Origin of the sequence: Corynebacterium sp. H113, assembly GCF_037572315.1 — a bacterium.
In the GTDB taxonomy this organism is placed as follows: Bacteria; Actinomycetota; Actinomycetes; order Mycobacteriales; family Mycobacteriaceae; genus Corynebacterium.
In genome coordinates this window covers 62,414-79,812 of sequence record NZ_JBBHKZ010000005.1, presented here as the reverse complement: position 1 = coordinate 79,812, position 17,399 = coordinate 62,414, and the positions used below count along the sequence as shown (strand labels likewise).

At 56.1% G+C, this 17,399-nt stretch carries 15 protein-coding genes; 5 read left to right on the top strand and 10 right to left on the bottom strand.

Annotated elements, in window-relative coordinates; genetic code table 11:
• Positions 1 to 11: 11 nt before the first annotated feature.
• Both WG938_RS10215 and WG938_RS10210 read left to right on the top strand, forming a co-directional pair.
• Positions 12 to 1,202, top strand: a complete 1,191-nt coding sequence (locus WG938_RS10215) for an amino acid deaminase/aldolase (protein ID WP_339980150.1) — start codon at positions 12 to 14, stop codon at positions 1,200 to 1,202.
• Positions 1,199 to 2,641, top strand: coding sequence for a D-arabinono-1,4-lactone oxidase (locus WG938_RS10210; RefSeq protein ID WP_339980148.1), 1,443 nt, complete (start codon positions 1,199 to 1,201; stop codon positions 2,639 to 2,641). The genes WG938_RS10215 and WG938_RS10210 overlap by 4 nt, the downstream gene beginning before the upstream one ends.
• On the opposite strand, the gene rarD is transcribed toward WG938_RS10210, so the two are convergent.
• Genes rarD through lspA form a run of 4 tightly spaced genes read right to left on the bottom strand, consistent with a single transcriptional unit; the run spans position 2,600 to position 5,696 of the window.
• Positions 2,600 to 3,496, bottom strand: coding sequence for an EamA family transporter RarD (gene rarD, locus WG938_RS10205; RefSeq protein WP_339980147.1), 897 nt, complete (start codon positions 3,494 to 3,496; stop codon positions 2,600 to 2,602). The genes WG938_RS10210 and rarD overlap by 42 nt on opposite strands.
• A 13-nt stretch (positions 3,497 to 3,509) precedes the next feature.
• A complete protein-coding gene (locus tag WG938_RS10200; protein WP_339980146.1) occupies positions 3,510 to 4,217 on the bottom strand; it encodes a hypothetical protein in 708 nt (235 codons plus the stop codon).
• Between the two features lie 5 nt (positions 4,218 to 4,222).
• On the bottom strand, positions 4,223 to 5,146 hold the full coding sequence (locus WG938_RS10195; RefSeq protein WP_339980145.1) for an RluA family pseudouridine synthase: 924 nt from the start codon (positions 5,144 to 5,146) through the stop codon (positions 4,223 to 4,225).
• The gene (gene lspA / locus WG938_RS10190) at positions 5,139 to 5,696 is read right to left on the bottom strand and encodes a signal peptidase II (protein WP_339980144.1); all 558 of its coding nucleotides are present in this window, start codon (positions 5,694 to 5,696) and stop codon (positions 5,139 to 5,141) included. Before lspA ends, WG938_RS10195 begins: the two co-directional genes overlap by 8 nt.
• A 46-nt stretch (positions 5,697 to 5,742) precedes the next feature.
• On the opposite strand from lspA, the gene WG938_RS10185 reads away from it, so the two are divergent.
• Positions 5,743 to 6,630 carry a DUF6263 family protein gene (locus WG938_RS10185; protein ID WP_339980143.1) on the top strand — a complete coding sequence of 296 codons (888 nt, stop codon included), beginning with the start codon at positions 5,743 to 5,745 and terminating at the stop codon, positions 6,628 to 6,630.
• Positions 6,631 to 6,678: 48 nt separating this feature from the next.
• Here the strand turns inward: WG938_RS10185 and WG938_RS10180 are convergent, their stop codons facing one another.
• On the bottom strand, positions 6,679 to 7,398 hold the full coding sequence (locus WG938_RS10180) for a hypothetical protein (RefSeq protein WP_339980141.1): 720 nt from the start codon (positions 7,396 to 7,398) through the stop codon (positions 6,679 to 6,681).
• Positions 7,399 to 7,565: 167 nt separating this feature from the next.
• Between WG938_RS10180 and WG938_RS10175 the strand changes: the two genes are divergently transcribed.
• Positions 7,566 to 8,567: an asparaginase gene (locus tag WG938_RS10175; RefSeq protein ID WP_339980139.1), complete on the top strand. Its 1,002-nt coding sequence runs from the start codon at positions 7,566 to 7,568 to the stop codon at positions 8,565 to 8,567.
• A 30-nt stretch (positions 8,568 to 8,597) separates the two neighbouring features.
• Here the strand turns inward: WG938_RS10175 and WG938_RS10170 are convergent, their stop codons facing one another.
• The 3 genes from WG938_RS10170 to WG938_RS10160 all read right to left on the bottom strand — a co-directional run bounded on the left by WG938_RS10170 (position 8,598) and on the right by WG938_RS10160 (position 11,473).
• On the bottom strand, positions 8,598 to 9,266 hold the full coding sequence (locus WG938_RS10170) for a sugar O-acetyltransferase (RefSeq protein WP_339980137.1): 669 nt from the start codon (positions 9,264 to 9,266) through the stop codon (positions 8,598 to 8,600).
• Complete coding sequence (locus WG938_RS10165) at positions 9,263 to 10,672, bottom strand: DNA polymerase IV (RefSeq protein ID WP_339980135.1); 1,410 nt, start codon at positions 10,670 to 10,672, stop codon at positions 9,263 to 9,265. The genes WG938_RS10170 and WG938_RS10165 overlap by 4 nt, the downstream gene beginning before the upstream one ends.
• Before the next feature lie 84 nt (positions 10,673 to 10,756).
• Positions 10,757 to 11,473 carry a hypothetical protein gene (locus tag WG938_RS10160; RefSeq protein ID WP_339980134.1) on the bottom strand — a complete coding sequence of 239 codons (717 nt, stop codon included), beginning with the start codon at positions 11,471 to 11,473 and terminating at the stop codon, positions 10,757 to 10,759.
• A gap of 413 nt (positions 11,474 to 11,886) precedes the next feature.
• Between WG938_RS10160 and WG938_RS10155 the strand changes: the two genes are divergently transcribed.
• Positions 11,887 to 12,555 carry an Ltp family lipoprotein gene (locus tag WG938_RS10155; RefSeq protein ID WP_445292920.1) on the top strand — a complete coding sequence of 223 codons (669 nt, stop codon included), beginning with the start codon at positions 11,887 to 11,889 and terminating at the stop codon, positions 12,553 to 12,555.
• Between the two features lie 116 nt (positions 12,556 to 12,671).
• Here WG938_RS10155 and ileS read toward each other — a convergent pair whose 3' ends face one another.
• On the bottom strand, positions 12,672 to 15,902 hold the full coding sequence (ileS, locus tag WG938_RS10150; RefSeq protein WP_339980132.1) for an isoleucine--tRNA ligase: 3,231 nt from the start codon (positions 15,900 to 15,902) through the stop codon (positions 12,672 to 12,674).
• Positions 15,903 to 16,293: 391 nt separating this feature from the next.
• Positions 16,294 to 17,397 (bottom strand): DivIVA domain-containing protein, encoded by a 1,104-nt coding sequence (locus WG938_RS10145; protein WP_339980130.1) that lies wholly within the window; start codon positions 17,395 to 17,397, stop codon positions 16,294 to 16,296.
• Positions 17,398 to 17,399 lie beyond the last annotated feature (2 nt).

The window sequence follows — 17,399 nt, the reverse complement described above, 5'->3', positions numbered from 1 at the left end:
ATATTTGCGACATGTTTTCCCCAGCAGTCCCCGACGCAGTTCGGTCTGCGATCGCACACGAGCAACTGCCCGCTCTCGTTGTGGATCTCGAAGCCATCGACGCCAACGCACAGTCACTGCTTGACCGCGCCCATGGCATGCCTATTCGGGTGGCCTCCAAGTCGGTACGTATCCCCGAACTCTTACGCTATGTACTAAACAAGCCTGGTTTTCAAGGCATTCTCGCGTACACACTCCCCGAGGCACTGGCCCTCTTTCGGGACGACATCTCCGACGACATTCTCGTCGCGTACCCCAGCGTTAACACGACCGCGCTCACTGAGCTTGCCGACGACCCCGCTGCCCGAGCAGCAATCTGCCTCATGGTGGATTCCCCTGAACACATCGCTCTCATCGCACGACACGCCACAGATGCGACACCTATCCGCGTGTGCCTAGATATCGATGCGTCCTGGCGACCTGCACCTGGCGTCCATATTGGCACTCGCCGCTCTCCTGCTCACTCATCTGCAGACGCTGTCCGCCTTGCGAAGCTTGTCGCCGACACTCCGGGGCTCGCGCTGTCCGGCATCATGATGTACGAAGGCCACATCGCAGGTGTCGGAGACAAAGGCCGTTCCGCGCGTTCCCGCCTTATCCGAGTGATGCAGCGTCGCTCGCGTGCGGAATTGGCGAAGCGTCGAGAAGCTATAGTGACAGCCGTCGAAAAGCACAGTGGCCCGCTGGAGTTCGTTAACGGCGGTGGCACCGGTTCGCTTGAGTCAACGTGTGTTGAATCTGCGGTGACGGAAGTGGCTGCGGGATCTGGCTTCCTGGCCCCCACACTTTTCGACGGCTACCGTGCGTTCACCCTGACCCCTGCAGCATGGTTTGTCGTGCCAGTGGTGCGAAAGCCTCATCGTTCGATTGCGACGGTAGCTGGTGGAGGCCGAATCGCCTCTGGCCCCGCGGGAGCCGATCGATTGCCAACGCCGGTGTATCCGGCGGGACTCAAGTACGTGCCGGATGAGGGCCCAGGCGAAGTACAGACGCCTCTGACTGGACAGGCAGCGAAGTCGCTTGGCATCGGTGATGCCGTTTGGTTCCGACACGCAAAAGCCGGAGAGATCGCTGAACATGCCAATGAGACACTAATCGTTGCAGGTGGCGAGATTATTCATCGCTGGCCAACGTACCGAGGAAAGGGACTGTTGTTCACATGAGTTCGCTACACAATCCGTTTGCCACGAAGCACGAGGGGCACGACACAGAAAGTCGGCTGTGGAGTAACTGGTCTCGTACCCAGACGTGTGAACCAGCGCGCGTGCATAGTCCGGAATCGACGCACGACATTGCCGAGGTAATTCGGGCAGCTGCAGCTCAGCGCAGCCAGGTGCGACCGCTCGGTGCAGGCCATTCGTTTACTCCTGTGGCAACAACATCTGGGCATCGGGTGCAGCTGGACAACATGTCGGGGTTGCTCCATGTTGACCGGGAGGCCATGACAGTTACGCTTCGTGCAGGCACGCGCCTTCGCGACGTCCCTGCTCTTTTGCGTCCGTTGGGTTTGTCTTTGGCTAACCAAGGCGATGTTGACCCGCAATCAGTGGCGGGGGCTGTATCGACGGGTACTCACGGCACTGGTCTGAATTTCACTGGTTTCGCGGGCATGCTCCGAGGATTCCGCATCATCTGTGCCGATGCAGTCGAATACGACTGTTACGAAGGAGCTGAAGGTCGTGCCGGGGAGTTGTTCCGCCTCGCACGCCTCGGTCTAGGGGTCTTTGGAGTTCTCACAGAACTGACCCTCGACTGCGTACCTGCTTTTCATCTTGCTGCCGACGAACACCCAGAAGACTTCGATGATGTCCGCATCAACTTCACCGAGCGGGTGAAAGCTGTCGACCACATGGAGTTCTACTGGTTCCCCGGGACTTCGACCGCCTTGGTGAAAGAGAACACCCGCATCCCCGATACAGAGTTGAACACCGCCCTGCCAGAATTGCGTGCCACGCATTCCCTGCCGAGTGACTCTCCTACCAGCCAGTCTTCGGGTGCAGCACGGATGGCTGCGTCGACAAGTTCCTTTTTCTCAGAGGAAGTCCTGAACAACGGCGGATTGCTCGGAATCTGTGAACTATCACGTGCAATGCCGCGGAGCACCCGAGCGCTGAACCGCTTTGCTGCCAGTACTGTGAGCCGACGGAAGTATGTGGACGAATCGCATCGAGTGTTTGTTTCGCCACGCCGTGTTCGTTTTTCCGAGATGGAGTACGCCATCGCTCTTGACGATCTCCCCGAGGTGCTCGGTGAGATCCGTTCGGTCATTGACCGTCATCGGGCTTGGGTGTCATTCCCACTAGAGATTCGCGCAGCAAAGAGCGACGATGTCGCTTTATCGACCGCGTACCAACGCGATAGCGCCTACATTGCAGTTCATCGCTACTGGAAGGAACCGTACGCGCGCTACTTCTTCGATCTCATCGAACCTATTTTCAAGGAAGCAGGTGGACGCCCGCATTGGGGCAAACTGCACACTCTGAATAGTGCTGACCTGCGTGAGCGTTACCCGCTTTTCGACGACGTCGCAAAGCTTCGCTCCCAACTGGATCCGCAGGGCCTATTCCTCAACTCGCACTTGCGTGAGCTCTTCGGTGCGTAGTTTGCGCCTTTTCCGCATCGAGATCAGAATGTCTGCGACGAACAGGACTACTGCTACCCAAATGATGATGTAGCCCGCCCATCGCGCTGGCTCCAACTGCTCCTTGTTAATTACCACTGCGATAATCATCTGCATACATGGAGTGATGTACTGAATCAGCCCGATGGTAGACAACGGAATCTTTTTCGCGCCGATGCCAAACAACAGCAATGGCAATGCCGTGGCAACGCCAGCAAACATCAGCAGCCCCATGTGCGATGGCCCCTCACTGAGGAAGGTGCTAGTTCCCTTCGTCTGCAGCCATACGAGGTAGGCAATGGCCAACGGCGTGATGATCGCCGATTCTGCCATCAACGACTCAGCAGAACTGAGGTTTACCTGCTTTTTGAGCAAACCATAGAACCCGAAGCTAAACGCCAAAGACAGCGCGATAATCGGCGGAGTACCAATAGAAATGGTCAGGATGATGACGGCGATCGTCGCAAGGAGAACCGAGACGGTCTGCAATCGCGTCAGCGTTTCCTTGAGGAACACCACGCCTAATGCGACGCTGACCAGCGGGTTAATGAAATAGCCCAAAGCGGCTTCTGCCACTTGGTTGGTGTTAACTGCGTAAACGTACACGCCCCAGTTCACTGAGATAAACACTGCCGCAGCCGCAACAACGAGAAACGTTTTCCTGCTCATGGCACGAATGCGTCGCCACCCACCAATGATGGTCACGACGATCGCCATGAGCACGCAGGTCCAGACGAAGCGATGCGCCAAAATCTCGACGGGTCCGGCAGGTTTCAAAAGTGGGAAATAGAACGGGAACAGTCCCCACAGCAGATAAGCACCAATTGCTTGTAGCACGCGTCAAGAACTCCTAATTCTCCATAGCTGGGCCGTTGGTTGGGCCAGTTGCGGGGCTGTTGGTAGTGCTGGTGGTTTCGCCGTCTTCTTGCGAGGGAAGCATTGGTCGGATGCCAAACCGGCCTCGCGCAGCATCGGCAGGTAGTGCCTCGACTGCAGAGACACCCTTGTTGTCCCGAATATCGCGAAGTGTTGCCAAATCTGCATGCACAATGAGCCCATTGACCGTGACATTCGGATCGTCCTTGGCCAAGCCCGAAGACTCATACACGATCTCCATTTCCCGGTTCAGCACATCCAGCCGTTGCTCCTTGCCGACGGGCTCCGGAAGGTCCCGTGTCATCATTGGCCCCACCACCATGGATGCAACACGAAGATCCTCGATTCCCTTGACTGATGCCGCGGCGGTGCGAGTAGTCCCAGGAGTGTCAAACGACACCAGTGCCCAATACTTGGGGTGTACCCCAGCTGCCCCCGGGTCACGAAGCTCTGCTTCTTCTTTTTCTCTGTTGTTCAGGGAGTCGTCGGCACGCTTGACATAGGCAGGTGCAGACTCCGTGACCTCAGGTCCCAGCATGTCGCCATTGATGTTCTGTGGCTTGCTCATGCGGTCCGAGTTGGACAAGTAAACGAAGAGAATGGCCATGCCGATGACGCACAGAAAGGCAATCGCTGCCAGCAGCGGAGACACCGTCGATGAGCGGTTGGAAGAAGCAGACATGAAAACTAGGTCCTCAAAACATCAAGTGCGTGCGACAAGTCATCAGGGTATGGACATTCAATGGTCATCCAACGACCATCTGCCGGGTGATGGAAGCCCAGTTCCACGGCGTGTAGCCACTGGCGGTTCAGTCCGACTCGCTTCGCCAACGCCGGGTCGCTACCGTACATCGGATCACCAACACATGGATGATTCAGCGCGGAGAAGTGCACACGAATCTGGTGTGTGCGTCCCGTTTCTAGTCGGATCTTCACAAGCGACGCGGGCGCAAACGCCTCAATTGTTTCGTAGTGTGTCACCGCATGCTTGCCATCCTGGCGCACCGCGAACCGCCACCCCGCCGAAGGATGCCGTCCAATCGGAGCGTCGATAGTGCCTGACGACGGATCAGGATGTCCTTGCACCAATGCGTGATATGTCTTCTGTACATCGCGGTTCTTGAAAGCCCGCTTGAGCGTTGAGTAACCACGTTCCGAGCACGCCACCACCATGACGCCTGAGGTACCGACATCGAGACGCTGCACAATTCCCTGGCGTTCTGGCGGGCCCGAGGTAGAAATACGGAAGCCTGCTGCTGCCAAACCGCCAACAACCGTTGGCCCTTCCCACCCCACCGATGGATGCGCAGCTACCCCAACAGGCTTGTGCACAGCTACCAAGTCTGAGTCGTGATACAGGACATCCATGCCCTCTACCAGCTCTTCCTTAGGCATCAAGGTGTTTTTCACTTCCGGCAAAAGCACTGCCAACCATGCTTCTTCGGGTAACCGATCCGACTTACCTACGACTGCCCCGTCAACCGTAATATCTCCAGCTTGCGCGAGCTCGGCGACAACTGTGCGCGATAAACCGAGCAACTTTGCGACACCAGCATCAACGCGCATCCCGGCAAGCCCAGGTGGAACTGGCATTTGTCGAGTCTCACGCATTGGCAGCCTCCGCGTCATCTGCGTCTTCTGCCTCTTTTTCAAACGCGGTATCCAGATCCTTGGAGAATACGATCCACGTTGCCAACACGATGACGCCCACCGTAATCGCTGCATCGGCAACATTGAACACTGCGAAATGCTTCACCGAGAAGAAATCCACCACATGGCCGACGTAAAAACTGGGATCCCGGAAAAGTCGATCAATCAGGTTTCCCAGCGCACCGCCCGCGACCATACCGGCAGCAATGGCTCCAGTACGAGTCACCAGATACTTCGAGAAAACACCGACGAGCACGATAAACACGATCTGAATGCTGGTGAAAATCCACGTTGATTCTGCACCCATGGAAAACGCAGCTCCAGGATTACGCAGCAGCGTGAGTTGGAACCAATCCCCGATCACATCGATCGGTGGTTTTCCTTCTAACTGCCCCACCGCCACGATCTTGCTTATTTGATCGATCACCGCCACCACCACAATGGTGGCGATCAAAAGACCAATCAAGGGCTTTAATCGTGCATTCTGAGTTGTGTCGGCGGGTTTAGTCACCCCGCCATCTTAGGTCTTTTCCTCATTCGCCGGTAGCCTGGTGGCCGTGAAGCGTCGAATCATCACTTTATGCGCCGGGATTCCCGTCGTAGCCGGACTTTCGTTAAGCAGCTGTAGCTCTGATACCGCGGTCCCTGAGACCATGCCAATCGAGATCTCCTCGCCTAAGGTCACTCTGCTTGACGACGGCGACGGCGAAACCGCCAAAGTCCGTTGGCACGATGACGGCGCCGAGCAAACCAACAGCGTGATTATCACCCAGGGGTTTGTGCAAAAGGGCGCCGATGAGCAATCGGATTCGACGTTCCCTGATACTCGACTAGAAATGCCACTGACGACGAAGGCGACCGCTGGAGAGTCTCGTGCCGTTACTGCGACCGTCGGCAAGCCGTTTGGTTCCAACGCTGAGCTCAACGAAGATATCGGGACAGCCGAGGGTTTCGTCATGGAGTGGACAGCGAAAGACACTGGGCTCATTGAGGAAATGAAGGTCGGTGCGCCGGACAAGGCATCGGAGACTGCACGTGCGGGCATCGAGGCTGCGCTGCATCAGCTCAATGATGTGCCTGTTGTGTTCCCAGATGAGGCAATTGGTAAGGGCGCGTCATGGACTGTCGAGAACGAAGTTTCCAGCAGCACCGCGATGCAACAAAAAATCACCTACACGTTAAAAGAACGCGAAGGAGATGTGTTGACTCTCAACGTCGCAGTGGAGCAGGCGCCAGCTGTGACGGAGCTTGATGCTGGTGAGGGCGCGAAGCTGACTGTCGTTGACGCGAAGACAGAAACCCGCGAGGGAAGGCTCGTCATCGATGTGACGAAACCACTGCCCGTTGAAGGCACCATCGACTACGTCACCGAAGTGATTTACGGCGACGGTGCCAGCGATACCCGAATTGTGCAACAAGCCCACCGAGCGTTGCAGTTCCAGTAAAGCTGGCTAGCTGTTGGCAACCAGCTAGCCGCTAATCACGACTGCTCACTACAGCAGTGGGGCGTCAGCCGGAGGTGCTGGTGGCGCTTCCGGAGCAGGTGCCTCTGGAGCTGGTGGAGCTGGTGGCGCCTCAGGCGCTGGCGCTTCCGGCGCTGGTGGTGCAGGTGGTGCTTCTGGCGCAGGCTCCTCCGGAGCTGGTGGCGCCTCTGGAGCCGGAGCTTCCACAGGTGGCACCTCAGCAGGTGGCTGTTCCTCAGCTGGTGGAGCTGGAACTTCGCCCTCTGGGGCACATACCGGCGGAACACTGTCTGGAGACATGGTCTGCGCCAAAGTACACGCCCAGACCTTGGACAAACGCCACTTACCGTCGACCCTCATGAACTCAACGCCTTCAATGCGCTGTGGTTCCTGATCGGGGTAGTTCACATCCACACCAGCGAGTGCCGAATCTGCAGTGAATCCCGGCATGACTGGCTCAATGACGTTGAAGCTTGGTCCGCCTTCAGGTGGACGTACGATTGCCGGAAATAGATCTGGCATTTCTTCGCCAGTTTCCACCAATGCAGTGCGTTCCTCAATTGGAGCAGCACCATCAGTGACCTTCATCAGTAGGTCGTTGAGCTCCTTGGCAGAAGGCAATACGGCAACTTCACTGGTTGAAGTCTTCTCTTTAGAAGTCTCCTTTGACGATTCTGGTGTCGCCGGCTCATCATCGCCACATGCTGCCAACGTCAAAGCAGTCATTCCGGCGATGACAAGTGCAGTCATGCTTCGCAAATTCTTCATTTCATACCTCGTCATGTGGGTCGAATGGATTCGGCCTAACATGACCAACATTACACAGAATCCCTATCACTGCAGGTGGGAAACTAGAAACGCCATCAAGGTGCATCCATGAGTTAGTCCGATCGGACCATCACCGTAAGGTATGAGACATGACAAACAGCGCGGATAGCACGCAAAACCAGGCCACCACTGACCAGGCACAGCAGCAGTCTGAGGAGCAGACTCGGACCGCTCATCTCGTTGTCATTACAACTGGTGGCACTATTGCTTGCACCACGGACAAGCAGGGACAGCTCATTCCTACTATTAGTGGTGAGGAGCTGCTACGTCCCATCGCTGCTCGATTTGAAGCCGGAGTCGTCGATATCGAGGTTCGCGAACTCATGAACATCGATTCATCGGCAGTGACTTTTTCCGATATCGACGCGATTATCGAGGCTGTCCATGATGCATTGGACGATCCCGAGGTTGATGGCGTCGTCGTCACGCATGGAACGGACACGATGGAAGAGTCGGCAATGGCAGTCGATGTTTTTCATTCGGATCATCGACCGGTTGTGTTTACTGGGGCGCAGTGTGCAGCAGATCATCCAGAAGCTGATGGTCCGGGCAATTTGTTCGAGTCTTGTGTTATCGCCATCGATGCGTCTGCGCGTGGCATTGGCACTCTGATCGTGTTTGGCCATGCTGTTTTGCCTGTTCGTGGCGCAACGAAATGGCACACTACTGACGCGCTCGCATTTGCGACAAATGCGCCGGAGGAACCGCTTCGTCCGGAAGCGTTGCCAGTGCACCCTTTGGCTGACGTCCGAGTCGATATTGTCCCTGCCTATGCAGGTGCGGATGGTTCGATGGTGGATGCAGCAATCACTGCGGGTGCCCGTGGTTTGGTCATCGAGGGTCTCGGCGCAGGTAATGTCCCCACCCAGTTTGCAGAAGCGGTTGCTCGTGCAGTGCAGGCCGACATTCCTGTGGTGATGTGTACTCGCGTTCCACGAGGAGATGTCTTCGCAGCGTATGGCGGTCTTGGCGGTGGCGCATCGCTGCAACAGCAGGGTGTAATCAGCGCGGGCTGCGTTCATGCACCACAGGCGCGAGTAATCCTGGCGGCCGCAATTGCGACTGGCACTCACCCGCAGACTCTGTTTTAAACCAACAGTCGTGCTCGAACGTTCAGGGCACTAATCGACGTACTTGATAATTTTCGCCGGGTTCCCGCCCACAATCGCGTTGGCGGGAACATCCTTCGTCACCACTGCCCCAGCCGCAATGACTGCGTTGTCACCAACCTTCACACCGGACAGCACAATGGCTCCACCACCGATCCACACGTTGTTGCCAATAGCGATGGGATCGCCGGCTTCAATGTACTTCTTTCGAGCGACCGGGTCCAAGGGGTGGACTGCACCCAGCAGCTGCACATTCGGACCGATTTGTACGTCATCACCAATGTCGATGCGACAAATATCAAGTACTACCAAACCAAAGTTGATAAACGTCCGTTTTCCCAGGTGAATGTTCACGCCATAGTCAACAGTGAACGGCGGGCGCACCACGGTGCCTTCTCCGCAACTTCCCACAAGCTTTGCGACGATCTCCTGTGCCGCAACCTGGTCCCTAACATAGGCATCTGCGAATTCTCGGCCAAGTTGCATCGCCCGAGCATGCAGCGTAGTCAGTTCTTCGCTATCCGCGATATACCAATCGCCTGAGACCATGTGCTCGAAGGGCGTGCGGCCGTCGTCAAGTTCTTCGATGGTGGGCGCATATGTTCGCCCGGTGTTGCGTAGCGATGCAGTGAGCTTCGGGGTTGCTGTGGAGGCGTGGTCGCTAGCGTGTGAGTCCGTCATGAATCTAAGGGTACGGGTGACCAGTCGTTCCAGTCGAGGCTGCAGATTGGTGTGCACGGTTGAAGATTGGGGTCGTCTTCTTTGAGGCTTCGCATCCGCCCGGGGCCTGTGCTGCGGCTTTCGAATCGGACACTGACGATGCCGTGTCCTGCGCCTTGCACCCATCCATGTCCATACTCCGCGTGATGAACATCCGAAGTGGGCAGCCACGTCGAGTCCGTGGCGCGGAATGTGGGTAGTTCGCTGCTGCCGGTGAGCTCGACAAGTCCGGCGGGTTCGTCTGCCAAGGAGGTGTCGATCGTGTTGGAATCTTCTGTCACAACACTCCCGGCGCCCTGTTGCTCCAGTTCCGGGAAGAGAACCGATTGCATGTTCTCGTCCAAACCGGAAAAGCCGACACCTACAAGTCGCACTGGGCCGATAACGGTTGGCGAAAAACCAAGTCGATGAGCAACGGCAGACAGCACAGCTTTGTCTTGCGTTGCATACAGAAGCGTTTCCGAACGGGTATGGATATTCAAATCCGCCAATCGGACCTTAACGGTAACTGTTCGAGCACCACGACCGTCTTTCAACAATCGCTCGAAGGATTTGTCGAGGGCTCGATTGATGGCCGCATCCATTTGGGCCTGCGAATGCAAATCTTCGGGGTACGTGTACTCGGAAGAAATAGACTTCGCGACATCTCGTTCTTTCACCGGACGCTCATCAATGCCCTGCGCAATTGACCACAATGCGGGACCGACAGTTTTCCCCAATGAAATCTCGACATCGCGCAACGGTAGCGAGGCAAACTCACCGATCGTTGAAATCCCCATCGCATTCAGTTTCGCTGCGGTCACCGGCCCCACACCCCACAGCTTTCCGACGGGCAGCGGATCCAGCAGCTCAGCCTTCTTATCGGCTGGCATCGCGAAGACACCGTTGGGTTTTGCCAGGCCGGAACCTATTTTCGCAAACTGCTTCCCCGGCCCTGCACCTATCGACGACGGTAGCCCTGTTTGTTCACGGATATCTGCGCGGAGTTGCTCCGCCCAAGCTATAACAGCATCGGTGGTTGCCCCAGCCAGTTCGGGTGGCTCCATAAATGCTTCGTCGACGGATAGCTGCTCGACGACATCAACCCGTTCACGGATGATTGAAAACACCCGCTTGGAGACATGCCCGTAGATGCCCTTTCGAGGTGCAACAACGACCGCACCGGGTGGCATGAGTCGACGCGCCCGCATCATCGGCATTGCGGAATGAGCCCCGTAGGCTCTGGCCTCATACGAGCAACCAGCAACGACGCCACGACCGCCCAGTCCTCCCACTAGCACTGGACGACCTTGCAATGTTGGCCGGGTGAGCTGTTCGACCGACGCAAAAAATGCGTCCATATCGATGTGTAAGACCCAGCGTTGCATAAGGCATAAGTGTAGCCAGATTTACGGCGATTCGCCTATTTGTGCGAAAGAGTGAGATTTCACAAGTACGGCAATACGTGTCCTTTAGGCGACCGACTTCCGAGCATTGGCAATCATTGACAACCCGTACTCTGCCACAACTGCCGAGACCCCAAGCTCTTGTGCAACCCCATTCAGCACGCCTTCGACTTCTTCGATTGGCGCATCTGATACACAACCCAACTGCCGCCGGACAGCGGGCGACACATCAACCACGTCGCACCCGGAGATCAAGCGCAGCTGATTCCAGCTGCCAACCCCCAATCCCTTCACGCCTAGCCACAAGTGACGCACCGTTGCGCAATCGCGCCGAACCGCGTCACGAAAGTCAGCGATGTCCTCAATACCTTCTTGTGACAGCTTTCCGGCAATGTCAGCAACAACGTCAGTTTTTAATCGCCCGGCGACGCGATTCCTCGGCAGAATCCCGTCAAGGATCTCCGGCAGCTCTGCAGACGCAGGACCTTCCACACCGTGGACGTCGCAAAGCACAGACGCACATTTCGCCATCGGCATGTCTCGCCCCGAAGCCCACGCATTCCAGCGCTCAATAATTCCGTCAACCACACTATGTCGCATACGAATCGAAAAAACGACATCCAATACACATTCAGCCAAAGTATTCCGGCGTAATGTCGCCCATTCCCATTCAGAAACGGGCCCCAACAATTCCGTCATCTTATGCACACACTCGTCGATAACCATGAGATTTTCCAGCTCTCCAGCTTCGTAGCTCATTACTGGAAACGACAGTTCTTGCATGAAAACATCCCCCAATGCTCCATTGACGCTAATAACTTCACAACAGAACGACACTTAACAATTTCCACTGGCAGTTTTAGCAAGATAGGCAGAGTTCAAGAGGGGCAATGGCATCAATCAATACAGCAATTGTGGATAGAAACGCGCCTGTGAGCTAATTTTCTAACGGATTTTTGGTATTTAAAACCGATGAAACACGACTGTTTCTCGGCTATATATTCATATTCAGGCACAGCCATCGCTACTCCACAATGCGCTTTCTTTCGCTTGCTTTTCGACGTTGCCAAATAGATGTTCGAAACCTCCACATCTCCAATCCGCGTCATGCGTCACTATGTGGACCATCAGCAAGTGATGCTGAGCTCTTCGAAATTCGACGAGCCCCTTCTTTCCGAAATATTGGAGTCAGAAAAATGTCGGAGTTGAATTCAACCGGAGACTTCCAGGCACAGCAATTCCCGAATGGAAACCAGCCTCAATACGGTCAGCAGAATCCGTATGCGCAGCAGCCAGGGCAATTTGCGGGTCAGCCAATGCAGCCACAACCGCCAGCAAAGAAGAAGGGTGGTTGCTTCAAATGGGGCGGCATCGCGGCGGGCATCATCGTGTTGGCTGCCATTGGCTCTGCGATGGGTGGAGGTAGCGATAGCACGGATTCCGCGTCGAGCAATACGGACAGTGCAGGCATCGTAGCTACGGCCCCAGCACTCGACGGCGCTGAAGACACCACAGAAGCGGCCACAGACAGCGATGAATCCGCTAACAAGGCTGATCAGAACGTTCCTACCGAGTACACATCTGCGCTGAAGAAGGCAGATACGTATGCAAACATGATGCATATGTCTAAGGCTGGCCTTTATGACCAGCTCACTTCCGAGTACGGCGAGAAGTTCTCACCGGATGCTGCGCAGTATGCCGTGGATAACGTCCAAGCAGATTGGAATAGGAACGCTCTCGAAAAGGCTCGTAGCTACCAAGACACAATGGCAATGTCTCCAGATGCCATCTACGACCAGCTCATTTCTGACTACGGCGAGCAGTTCACTACAGAAGAAGCTGACTACGCACTAGCGAATCTCTAAAACCCGCGATTGCCATAAGTCTGATTCTTCGACCTTCCCAGAAAACAAACGACCCGCTGCTCCCCTTTCTACAAAGGAGAGTTAGCGGGCCGTCGTGAAGCGAACCGAAACCGATTTTATGCCTTCGCTACCTCAGCAGTGCATGCGTCGCCCAAGTCGTAGGTCAACGCATCTTCACCAACGGTGACATTGAATGACGTTGCCAAGACCTCACCAGCAATGGTCTGAGCGTGCTCGTTAGCCCACGCCTCGTACTTCGCAGGTACCTGCATGGTCACCGAGATACGGTCGCTGATGTCCAAACCAGCCTGCTTACGTGCATCCTGCAAACCACGCACGCGGTCCGCTGCCCAACCACGAGCTTCATGAGACTCATCGAAGTCAATATCCAACACAACCAGACCATCGACATCGTCGATTTCGGCGGTCGTTTCCGGATGCGTTGCGACGAGGTTGCGAGTGTACTCACCCTCCTGCAACTCAATACCGTCAGCAACGACAACGCCATCGACCACTTCGTAGTTGCCCGACTTCACAGCCTTGATAACCCGCTGCACGTCACGGCCCAACCGAGGTCCGGCCGCACGAGCATTCACAGACACCTCGAAGGTACCGACAGCAGCGACGTCAGACGTCAGCTCGACTTCATCGACATTGACCTCGTCGCGGATAATGTCCACGAATGCGGACAGCTGCTCTGATTCAGGCACCGCAACGGTGAGCTTCGGCAGTGGCAAACGGTTACGCAGCTTCTTCGACTTACGTACACGCGACGTTGCCGAGCACACGTTGCGAACGATGTCCATTGCAGACACCAGCGCATCGTCCTGTGGGAGGGAATCAGCATCTGGCCAATCGGTCAGGTGTACCGAACGGCCACCCGTCAGCGACTTCCAAATGACTTCGGTCGCCATTGGCAGCAGGGGCGCTGCGATACGGGTCAGCGTCTCCAAGACGGTGTACAGCGTGTTGAATGCCTCTGGGTGCTCGACATCGCCAGCCCAGAAACGGTCACGCGAACGGCGCACGTACCAGTTCGTCAATGCATCACAGAACCAACGAATATCGTCGGTTGCACCAGCGATGTCCGTCTCGTTCAACTTATCCGTGACCGAACGAACCGTCGCAGCCAACTTCGCCAGAATGTACCGATCCAAGACATGCTCGGAATCCGTGGACCACTCCGCTGGCTTTGAAGCATAGAGCTGCAAGAACGAGTAGGCATTCCACATTGGCAGCAGTGCCTGACGGACGCCTTCACGAATGCCCTGCTCAGTGACAATGAGGTTGCCACCACGCAAGATAGGCGAGCTCATGAGGAACCAACGCATCGCGTCAGCACCATCGCGATCGAAGACTTCCTTGACGTTCGGGTAGTTGCCCTTCGACTTCGACATTTTCAGACCGTCATTGCCCAGCACAATGCCGTGCGCCACAACTGTCTTGAAGGCTGGTCGATCGAACAGCGCCGTCGACAAGACATGGAGGGTGTAGAACCAACCACGAGACTGACCCGAGTACTCGACGATGAAGTCAGCTGGCGAGTGCTCGTCGAACCATTCCTTGTTCTCGAATGGGTAGTGCTTCTGTGCAAACGGCATGGAACCAGATTCGAACCAACAGTCCAACACCTCAGGAACACGACGCATCATGGACTCGCCCGTTGGGTCATCCGGGTTCGGACGAACCAATTCATCGATGTATGGACGGTGCAGAGACTCAGGGCGGACGCCAAAATCGCGCTCCAGCTCGTCCAACGAACCGTACACATCGGTGCGAGGGTATTCAGGATTGTCCGACACCCACACAGGAATTGGCGCACCCCAGTATCGGTTACGCGAAATATTCCAGTCGCGTGCACCTTCAAGCCATTTACCAAACTGGCCATCCCGGATGTGCTCTGGGATCCAATTGATCTGTTCCCGGTTCAACTCGACCATACGGTCACGGAACTTCGTGACCTCAACAAACCAGCTAGGCAACGCCATGTAGATGAGAGGCTCACCCGAGCGCCACGAGTGTGGGTACGAGTGCTCAATGGTCTGGTGGCGAACAACCCGCTGCTTCGCCTTCAAATCCTTGATGATGTTCTTGTTTGCATCAAACACCAACTGGCCCTCGTACTCAGGAACCTGAGAGGTGAACTTGCCATCCATATCGACAGGAATGACAACGCCGATTCCGTTGGCCTTACAGACCTCCATATCGTCCTCACCGAAGGCCGGAGCTTGGTGAACAATACCGGTACCGTCTTCGACCGAAACGTAGTCGGCAGCAACGATGCGGAAAGCGTTTGGTTCATCAGCGAAGTAGTCGAAGATTGGCGTGTACTGCAGGCCGACAAGCGCAGCACCAGGCATGGTGGCCACGACCTCAAAGTCCTTGCCCAGTTCCTTGGCGTACTGGCCGACAAGAGCTTCAGCCAACAAGAACCTGCTGCCACGGAACTCTTCGAGCCCCTCCTCGCCTACCTTGACCACGGCGTACGTGATCTCAGGGTGAACAGCCAAGGCCAGGTTGGATGGAAGAGTCCACGGGGTCGTCGTCCACGCGAGAGCAGCAGCACCGGTCAGCGCTTCCGCTACCTCACCGCCGTCGGCAAGCGTTTCTTCTGCAGCAGAACCAGCTGCGGCGCCGGTGATTGGCAGCGTCACGGTCAGAGTTGGATCTTGACGCATCTTGTAGGAGTCGTCGAGGCGAGTCTCCTGGTTCGACAGTGGTGTGTGCTCCGCCCACGAGTATGGCAAGACACGGAAGCCCTGGTAGATCAGGCCCTTGTCGTAGAGCGCCTTGAAAGCCCAGATGACCGACTCCATGAAATCGAGATCCATGGTCTTGTAGCCACCATCAAAGTCAACCCAACGAGCCTGACACGTGACGTAGTCCTTCCACTCTTCGGTGTATCGAAGAACGGAAGATGCACAGTAGTCGTTGAACTTGGCCAGACCCATGTCCTCGATCTCGCCCTTGTCCTTGATGCCGAGCTGCTTCTCAGCCTCCAGCTCCGCTGGCAAACCGTGGCAGTCCCAACCAAAGACACGCTGTACCTGCTTGCCCTGCATGGTCTGGTAGCGAGGGACGATGTCCTTTACGTAACCGGTCAGGAGGTGACCGTAGTGTGGCAGACCGTTAGCGAACGGAGGACCATCGTAGAAGACGTATTCATCTGCGCCATCACGAGCAGAAACAGACTCCTGGAAAGTCTGATCTTTGGCCCAGAAGTCGAGAACAGAACTTTCCAATTGCGGAAAACTTGGGCTACCAGAAATTGTTCCAAACTCAGTTGAGCGTGGGTATGCGCCACCAGCAGGAGTCGGCTTATTCACAGTGGTTCTCTTCTTTCCCATGGTTTGCTTCTTTAAGTTCAACCACGGGGACGCCAATCGGCGCGGTACCACCCCGCTTGATATGCCCGAAGACACATCCGCTCATCGCTGGAGTTACCTGCCGGACTCCACCCGCCCAGTTCTACTGAGCCACACTCGCGCTGGCATTACATCCGTCCGCGTAATGTGACCGTTCTTCCGGGACGCTCCCCGGTGATAGCCGGATCAACACGTGTATGACGCTTGATTATAGCCCGCTTCTGCAACTTTTCCATAAATGCAACAAACCGCACGTGTACTCCGAAAGGAGTACCACGTGCGGTAAGGAAAGCTATTCGCCGAAAACGCAAAATTGCGTCCGTACTATTGCCGAGTCGCCATCGCTTTACGACGCCCCTCGGCAATCAGCACCTTAGTTGTTGTAGCCCTCTGCTGGTGCAGCGGATTCGCGAGTGTGGAGATCCTCCAGCTGCGATTCCAGGAAGGTCTTCAAACGAGTGCGGTACTCGCGCTCGAAGGTGTGCAGTTCGTCGATACGACCCTCGAGTGCGGACTGCTGAGACTTGACCGTAGTCATGATCTCGGTGTGCTTGCGCTCTGCATCTTCCTGCAGTGCGATAGCCTTTTCTTCCGCAGACTTGATGGTTGCGTTCGAGCGGTTGTCCGCGTCGGTGACCATCTGATCTGCACGCTGGCGAGCGTCAGTGAGGGTGTTCTCCGCCTCGATCTGAGCGTCGGTGACCAGCTTGTTAGCGGTCTCGCGAGCGTTGGTCAGGGTCTCGTCAGCTTCCTGGCGAGCGCTGGTCAGAGTTTCCTCTGCCTCGTTGCGAGCGCTGGTCAGAGTCTCTTCAGCTTCCTTGCGAGCGCTGGTGAGGGTCTGCTCTGCTTCGTTGTTCGCGTCGGTGACGGTGGTGTCCGCCAGGGTGCGTGCCTCAGTCAGCATGGAGTCCGACTGGTTCTTCGCATCAGAAGTCAGGCGATCCGCCATCTCCTGTGCGAGACCAAGCACGCGTGCAGCCTGCATGTGGGTTTCTGGGGTTGCTGGCTCACCTGGTGCAGCAGCTGGCATTGCGACAGCAGCCATTGGCTGTGCGGACTCGCCTGCAGATGCTTCCTCAGCACGCTTCTCTGCCTCTTCCACACGCTCCTGTGCGGAACGAACGCGCTCGTCAGCGTCAGCCTTGATGCGCTCAGTGTCCTCTGCCAAGCGAGCTTCGTATTCCTCGCGCAGCTGTGCCTCAATCTCCTCGCGGAGCTTGTCTTCGTCAACAGCGTCAGTGTCGGAAACAGCACCGGTGGAGTCAGAATCGGAAGAATCAGCAACAGCGCCGCTCTTGACCTGATCCTTCAGCTCTTCGACCTCGGCGCGGAGCTCTTCATTCTCATCCTGAAGATTTGCGAGAGCTTCTTCAACCAAGTCGAGGAACTGATCTACCTCGTCCTCGTTGTAACCGCGCTTGCCAATTGGTGGCTTACTAAAGGCCACGTTATGCACATCAGCTGGAGTCAGCCGCATGG